The following is a 6,413-nucleotide window of genomic DNA, read 5'->3' on the forward strand; positions in this document are numbered from 1 at the left end:
CGGCGACTTGGCCAAGGGACCGTCCCAAGGCAAGCCGCGCTTCTAGACCCGGGATCGGCCCGTGTCAATCCGGCAGCAGATACTCGACCAGTTCGGTACGCTGCAGGGCCAGAAAGTTGTCGTCCGAGATCATCGTGGCCCGCAACCGCCCCTGCCCGTCGCGCCAGACCGACAGCCCCTCGAGATTGTCATGGGTTCCGGTTCCGGTCTGGAACAGGATTTCCTCGGCCGCAGGTGTATCACCCGCGATCCGCCACCGACGCAAACGCGACCGGAACCCGGTCAGCGAGACCGCGCGTTCCAGAACGTAGAACCGCCCGTCCGGACCGAAATCGGCCGCTACGGGCAGAAAACCGTCCCGCTGCGTCAGGACAAAGGGCGTGGACCAGGCGCGCCCGTTCCACAGATAGACCGGAATGTCGCCATTTGCCGTGCGGCTTTTCTCGGGCAACGTGTACAGGCGACCCTGGGCGTCGATGGCCAGCCCCTCGAACGAACCATTCTGGTCGAGCGCGTCAAAGGCCTTGGGGCGCGGCAGCACCTGAGCATGGGCACCGGGCGCGGCATAACGGGCCACGCGATGCACGCCTTCGAACGAAATGAAGAAGCTGCCATCCGGCGCCAGCGCCAGCCCCTCGGAGTCACCCGAGCTGCCGGGCATGATCCGTCCCCGGCTGGACAGAACCGGCCAGTGGCCAACAATACGGATGCCGACAATCTCATCGCCATCCCGGTCGATGCGGACCGATGCCAGGGTGGAGCGGTCGCTCAGCACCCATGCGAGCTGCCCGTCATCCGAGACATGGATGGCGGAAAACCCGCCGAACCAGTCATGGCCGGCGCGCCATGCAAAGCTGCCCAGATATTCGGCCGATTTGACTTCGACCGCCCAGGCGGAACCGGCCAGAAACAGGCTGGCGATCAGTTGGACTGCAAGACGGCGGCGCATTGCTGGGGCAGATCCGCCAGAACATACTCACGACGTTTCTTCGGAGGCGGCGCGTTGGGGTCGGGCGGCGGCGGGTTCAGGATGTTGCGCACCCACTGTTCGGCCTCGGCGCAGCCGTCACCCTTGGGCGGCGGATCCTGATTGACGCACCCGCGCGAGCCGCGCGGGCAGTTCAGCCGGACGTGGAAGTGATAATGATGCCCCCACCAGGGCCGGATCTTGCGCAGATAGGCACGGTTGCCCTTCTCTTCCTTGCACATCTGCACCTTGGCGCCCGGAAACACGAAGATGCGGGCCACGCGTTTGTCCTTGGCCGCCTCGCGCAGGATGGCGTGGTGCTGTTTCGTCCAGTTGCCGTTCACATAGGCGCCGTTCGAGCGCCGCAAGGAGATCGACGAGATGTTCTCGCGCGCCTTGCGCGACAGGCGCATGTTGTCACCGGGCAGCATCCAGATGTCGATGTCCAAGCCAAGCTGGTGGCTGCGGTGGCCCGAGGTCATAGGCCCGCCCCGCGGCTGGCTGATATCCCCGATGTAAAGCCCGTTCCACCCCGGTTGCTTTGCCGCAAAACGGCTGAGGTCCTGCACGAAGTCGATGGACTGCGGGTGGCCCCAGTTGCGGTTGCGCGACAGACGCATCGCCTGCCAGGTGGGTCCGGTCTCGGGCAGTTGCACCGATCCGGCGGCGCATCCGCGCGAATAACTGCCGAAAGCGGCCGGTTTTTGTTGCGAACTGTACTTCTGAGCCCCGAACAACTGCTTGGCCAGCGGTTGGGCCCCAGCCGCCCCGGCCAGCGCAATTCCTGCCAAAAACACCAAAAAACGTAATGAAATCATCTGCTCTGATCCCCTTCCGGTTTGACCCAGCGCATTAGGAACAATCCCAGAATAAACAACCCGACGATCGGAGACACCCCCAACCGCGCGCTGCCGGTCGCGGTTGTTGCAATTCCGATCATCAAAGGCGCCGCAAAAGCGGTGGCGCGGCCCGACAGACCATAAAGGCCAAAGCTCTCGACCGGGGCGGCCGGATCGGTGTGGCGCACCATCAACGACCGGCTGGCCGATTGCAGAATGCCCCCCATCCCGCCGATCAGGATGCCGCAGCCAAAGAACACCATGTCCGGCAGGCCCGAGCCTTGTGCCAGGGCGATGCCGAAGATCTGCGTCCGGTCCATCGACACGATGGTGGTGCAGACCAGGATCAGAACCCAGATCGCGGTCAGGATCACCGGCTTGGGGCCGAATTTCCGGTCCAGCTTGCCGCCGATCCAGGCGAAGACTGCCGAAGCCAGCACGCTGATGATGCCGAAGACGCCAATCTTGATCAGGTCCCATTCCAACACCAGCCGCGCATAGACGCCGCCGAAACTGTACAGCCCGTTCAGGGCGTCCCGGTAGAACATCGATGACCCCAGATAGCTGGCAAGGCTGACCCGGTGCCGCAAGGCAGCCACGGATTTGCCCAGCAGGCTCAGCGCCTCGGATACGCTGCCCTTTTTGTCGGCGGCGGGATCGTCGCGCACCCACAGGAAATACGGGACCATGAACAGGATGAACCACCCGGCGGTGAACGGCCCCACGAAACGCGTGCCTTCGCGCGTGCCGGCGTCCAGACCGAACAGCGGCTCCATCCCGATCAGCGTCTTCCCGTTGGGCTGCTCGACGAACAGCGCCAGCATGATCGCCAAGGAAATCAGCCCGCCGAAATAGCCGAAGGCAAAGCCCGAGCCCGAGATCTCGCCCACCTCATCGTCGCCCCCCAGATCGGGCAGTTGCGAGTTGATGAAGATCAGCGCGTATTCGGCCCCCACGAAGCCCAGACCGAAGGCCGACAGCATCAGCCACATGTTCGACCCGTCCGGCAGCGTGAACCACAGCGCCGCGGAGCCCACGGCATACATCACCGAAAAGGCAAAGATCCACGGGATGCGCCGCCCCGAGACATCGGCCATCGCCCCCAAGAGCGGCGCGCCGAAAGCGATGATCAGACCGGTGATCGTCAGGCAGTTGGCCCAGACCGTCTGCGCCTGCGCGGCGGCAGCTTCGGCATCCATCCCGGCGGTTGCGTAATATTCAGCCGCAACACCGGCGAAATACGGGCCAAAGACAAAGGTCACCAACAGGGTGTGATACGGCTGGCTGGCCCAGTCGAAAAACCACCAGCCCCAGATGCGCCTGCGCTTGGAAATCTCTGCCATCTCTGCCCCTTGCCTGCTTTTGATTTCATAAGACGGGCCTTTGGGCCATTTCGCAAGCGTTCTGTGACTGCGGGCTTGCCTATTGCCGCTTGGGCACTTAGGTCTCAGGCCGTACGGAAAACGAGGTGCTCATGCTGTCGCTGATCCAAATCCTGCTGCTGATCCTGGACATCGCCTGGTTCATCATCCTGGCCCATGTGATCATGAGCTGGCTGATCAACTTCCAGGTCCTGAACCTGCATCAACAGCTGGTCGCCCAGATCTGGTACGGCCTGAACCGCCTGCTCGAGCCGATATACGGCCCGATCCGCCGCATTCTGCCCAACATGGGCGGTCTGGACCTGACGCCTCTGGTGGTGCTGATCGGGGTCTATGCGCTGCGGATCATCCTTATCAACAACGCGGTCTATTTCTACTGACCTCTTGTTCCCCGATTCCGACTGTGTGATTGTCCGATCAAGAGCAGTCAAATCTTGAAACAGGGCACCCCCGCACATGTTCGACGCCGCGCCTCTGCTGCGAGATGTCTTTGGATTCGATGACTTCCGCCCCGGGCAGGAAGAGATCGTCGATGCCGTGACCGCCGGCGAGAACGTGCTGGCCATCATGCCCACCGGGGGCGGCAAATCCCTGTGTTTCCAACTGCCTGCCCTGCTGCGCGACGGGGTCACGGTGGTGATTTCGCCGCTGATCGCCCTGATGCGCGACCAGGTGCGGGGGTTGCAAGAGGCCGGGGTCGAGGCCGGCGCGCTGACCTCGGGCAACACACCCGAGGAAACCGATGCCGTGTGGGAGGCGCTCGAGGCCGGGCGGCTGAAACTGCTGTATATGGCGCCCGAGCGGCTGGCCGCCGGGTCGGCGCTGGGGATGCTGCGGCGGATCAATGTCAGCCTGATCGCCGTGGACGAGGCGCATTGCGTCAGCCAGTGGGGCCATGATTTCCGCCCCGACTATCTGCGGATCGGAGAGCTGCGGCGCGCGCTGAACGTGCCCTTGGCCGCCTTCACCGCCACGGCGGATGCGGAAACCCAGGACGAGATCGTCGAGAAACTGTTCGACGGCACGCCCCCGCGCAAGTTCCTGCGCGGCTTTGATCGCCCGAACATCCACCTGGCCTTTGCCGCCAAGGACAGCCCGCGCAAGCAGATCCTGGATTTCGCCGACGCCCGCCGGGGCCAGTCGGGCATCGTCTATTGCGGCACCCGCAACAAGACCGAAGTGCTGGCGCAGGCCCTGCGCGAACAGGGCCACAGCGCCTGCCACTACCACGGCGGGATGGAGGCCGAGGACCGCCGCATCGTCGAAACCCGTTTCGCGCGCGAGGACGGGCTGATCGTGGTGGCCACCGTGGCCTTCGGCATGGGCATCGACAAGCCCGACATCCGCTGGGTCGCCCATGCGGACCTGCCGAAATCGATCGAGGCCTATTACCAGGAAATCGGCCGCGCCGGACGCGACGGTGGGCCGGCCGAGACCCTGACCCTGTTCGGCCCCGACGACATCCGCCTGCGCCGCAGCCAGATCGACGAGGGGCTGGCCCCGCCCGAACGCCGCGCCGCCGACCATGCCCGCCTGAACGCGCTGCTGGGTCTGGCCGAGGCGTTGCATTGCCGCCGCCAGACTCTGCTGGGCTATTTTGGGGAAGAGGCTCAGCCCTGCGGCAAATGCGACCTGTGCGACAGCCCGCCCGAGTTGTTCGAAGGCACCACGCCCGTGCGCATGGCCCTGTCGGCGATCCTGCGCACCGAGGAATGGTTCGGCTCGGGACACCTGATCGACATCCTCTTGGGCAACGAAACCGACAAGATCCGCGCGCGGCGGCACGACGAATTGCCCACCTACGGCATCGGCAAGGACTGGTCGCGCCCGCAATGGCAGGCGATCTTCCGGCAGATGATGGGCCACGACCTTGTCCGCCCCGACCCTGAACGCCACGGCGCCTTGCGCATGACCGAGGCCGCCAAGCCGATCCTGAAGGGCGAGGCGCAGATCACCCTCCGCAAGGACACGCTGGGCAAGGCCACCCGGCGGCCCGCTGTCAAGATGATGGTCTCGGAAGAGGACGCGCCCCTGCTGTCGGCCCTCAAGGCCAAGCGCCGCGCGCTGGCCGAGGCCGCCCGGGTGCCCGCCTATGTCATCTTCCCCGACCGTACGCTGATCGAGATGGCGGAAAAACGCCCCATGACCCTGGACGAGATGGCCCGGATCGGCGGTGTCGGCGCGAAAAAACTGGACCGCTACGGCGACACCTTCCTCGAAGTAATCGCGGGCGAGGCGCAGGCGGTCCACCCGGCGCGCCGCAAGCTGGCCGGGCGCGAACAGGGAAATATCTATGACCGTCTGCTCGAGGTGCAGGCGCAGTTGGCCCGAGGCCCGGACGGGATCGACAAACCACTCAGCTGCTCGGCTTCGCAACTGGCCAAGGTGGCGCAGATGCGCCCCGGCGACGAACGCGCGTTGGAGCAGATACTGGGCGACCGCCGCGCCGAACGATTTTCGGCCGCCTTTCTGGACGTGCTGCGCGCGGCGGGCTAGGTATCGGCAGGCAGGCACGAACACGGGGGCAGACATGCTGGTGGTGATCTCTCCGGCCAAGCGGCTGGACTGGGCAGAGCGGGACGTGGCACCGACTCAGCCCGATTTTCAGGACGACGCGATCCGGCTGGCTAAGACCGCGCGCAACCTGACGCTGGGGGATCTGAAAAAGCTGATGAGCCTCAGCGACGATCTGGCCCGACTGAACCGTGACCGGTTCCGCGCCTTTGCCGACGCGCCGCAGCCCGAGGCCACCCGCCCAGCCGCGCTGGCCTTTGCCGGCGACACCTATCAGGGGCTCGAGGCCGCTTCGCTGGACGTCGACGAACTGGCCTGGGCGCAGAACCATCTGCGCATCCTGTCGGGGCTTTATGGCCTGTTGCGCCCGCTGGACGCCATTCAGCCCTATCGGCTGGAAATGGGCAGCCGGCTGAAGACCCGACGCGGCACGTCCTTGTACGACTATTGGCGCGACCAGCTGAGCAAGGCGCTGAATGCGCAGGCCGACGAGATCGGCACCGGTACGCTAGTGAACTGCGCCAGCCAGGAGTATTTCGGCGCGGTGACCCCCAAGGCGCTGAAACTGCGGGTCATCACCCCTGTCTTCATGGAGGACAAGGACGGCGCACCGAAGATCGTCAGCTTCTTCGCCAAAAAGGCTCGCGGCTCGATGGCGCGGTACATCATCCAGCACCGGCTGACCGACCCTGCGGGCCTGCGGGATTTCGA

At 65.0% G+C, this 6,413-nt stretch carries 6 protein-coding genes; 3 read left to right on the forward strand and 3 right to left on the reverse strand.

The genetic code is table 11. The features are described from left to right. Positions 1-64 precede the first annotated feature (64 nt). The 3 genes from AC2FM5_RS12870 to AC2FM5_RS12880 are packed head-to-tail and all read right to left on the reverse strand — an operon-like array spanning position 65 to position 3,149. Positions 65-949 (reverse strand): esterase-like activity of phytase family protein, encoded by an 885-nt coding sequence (locus AC2FM5_RS12870; protein WP_496736015.1) that lies wholly within the window; start codon positions 947-949, stop codon positions 65-67. Then, positions 922-1,785, reverse strand: a complete 864-nt coding sequence (gene mepA, locus AC2FM5_RS12875; RefSeq protein ID WP_170391302.1) for a penicillin-insensitive murein endopeptidase — start codon at positions 1,783-1,785, stop codon at positions 922-924. The genes AC2FM5_RS12870 and mepA overlap by 28 nt, the downstream gene beginning before the upstream one ends. Then, positions 1,782-3,149 carry an MFS transporter gene (locus AC2FM5_RS12880; protein WP_496736017.1) on the reverse strand — a complete coding sequence of 456 codons (1,368 nt, stop codon included), beginning with the start codon at positions 3,147-3,149 and terminating at the stop codon, positions 1,782-1,784. The genes mepA and AC2FM5_RS12880 overlap by 4 nt, the downstream gene beginning before the upstream one ends. Before the next feature lie 131 nt (positions 3,150-3,280). Here AC2FM5_RS12880 and AC2FM5_RS12885 point away from each other — a divergent pair, with 131 nt between their 5' ends. The 3 genes from AC2FM5_RS12885 to yaaA all read left to right on the forward strand — a co-directional run. After that, positions 3,281-3,568 (forward strand): YggT family protein, encoded by a 288-nt coding sequence (locus AC2FM5_RS12885; protein WP_496736019.1) that lies wholly within the window; start codon positions 3,281-3,283, stop codon positions 3,566-3,568. A gap of 76 nt (positions 3,569-3,644) precedes the next feature. Then, a complete protein-coding gene (recQ, locus tag AC2FM5_RS12890) occupies positions 3,645-5,684 on the forward strand; it encodes a DNA helicase RecQ (protein WP_496736021.1) in 2,040 nt (679 codons plus the stop codon). Positions 5,685-5,718: 34 nt separating this feature from the next. After that, positions 5,719-6,413 (forward strand): peroxide stress protein YaaA (gene yaaA, locus AC2FM5_RS12895; RefSeq protein ID WP_496736023.1); only part of this gene is annotated, 695 nt, incomplete at its 3' end.

The sequence above is a fragment of the Ruegeria sp. BHSA162 genome, from assembly GCF_059613385.1.

Excerpts from the sequence above, each read along its gene's own strand:
- AC2FM5_RS12870 (WP_496736015.1), bottom strand. The coding sequence starts at position 949 with ATGCGCCGCCGTCTTGCAGTCCAACTGATCGCCAGCCTGTTTCTGGCC.
- mepA (WP_170391302.1), bottom strand. The coding sequence starts at position 1,785 with ATGATTTCATTACGTTTTTTGGTGTTTTTGGCAGGAATTGCGCTGGCC.
- AC2FM5_RS12880 (WP_496736017.1), bottom strand. The coding sequence starts at position 3,149 with ATGGCAGAGATTTCCAAGCGCAGGCGCATCTGGGGCTGGTGGTTTTTC.
- AC2FM5_RS12885 (WP_496736019.1), top strand. The coding sequence starts at position 3,281 with ATGCTGTCGCTGATCCAAATCCTGCTGCTGATCCTGGACATCGCCTGG.
- recQ (WP_496736021.1), top strand. The coding sequence starts at position 3,645 with ATGTTCGACGCCGCGCCTCTGCTGCGAGATGTCTTTGGATTCGATGAC.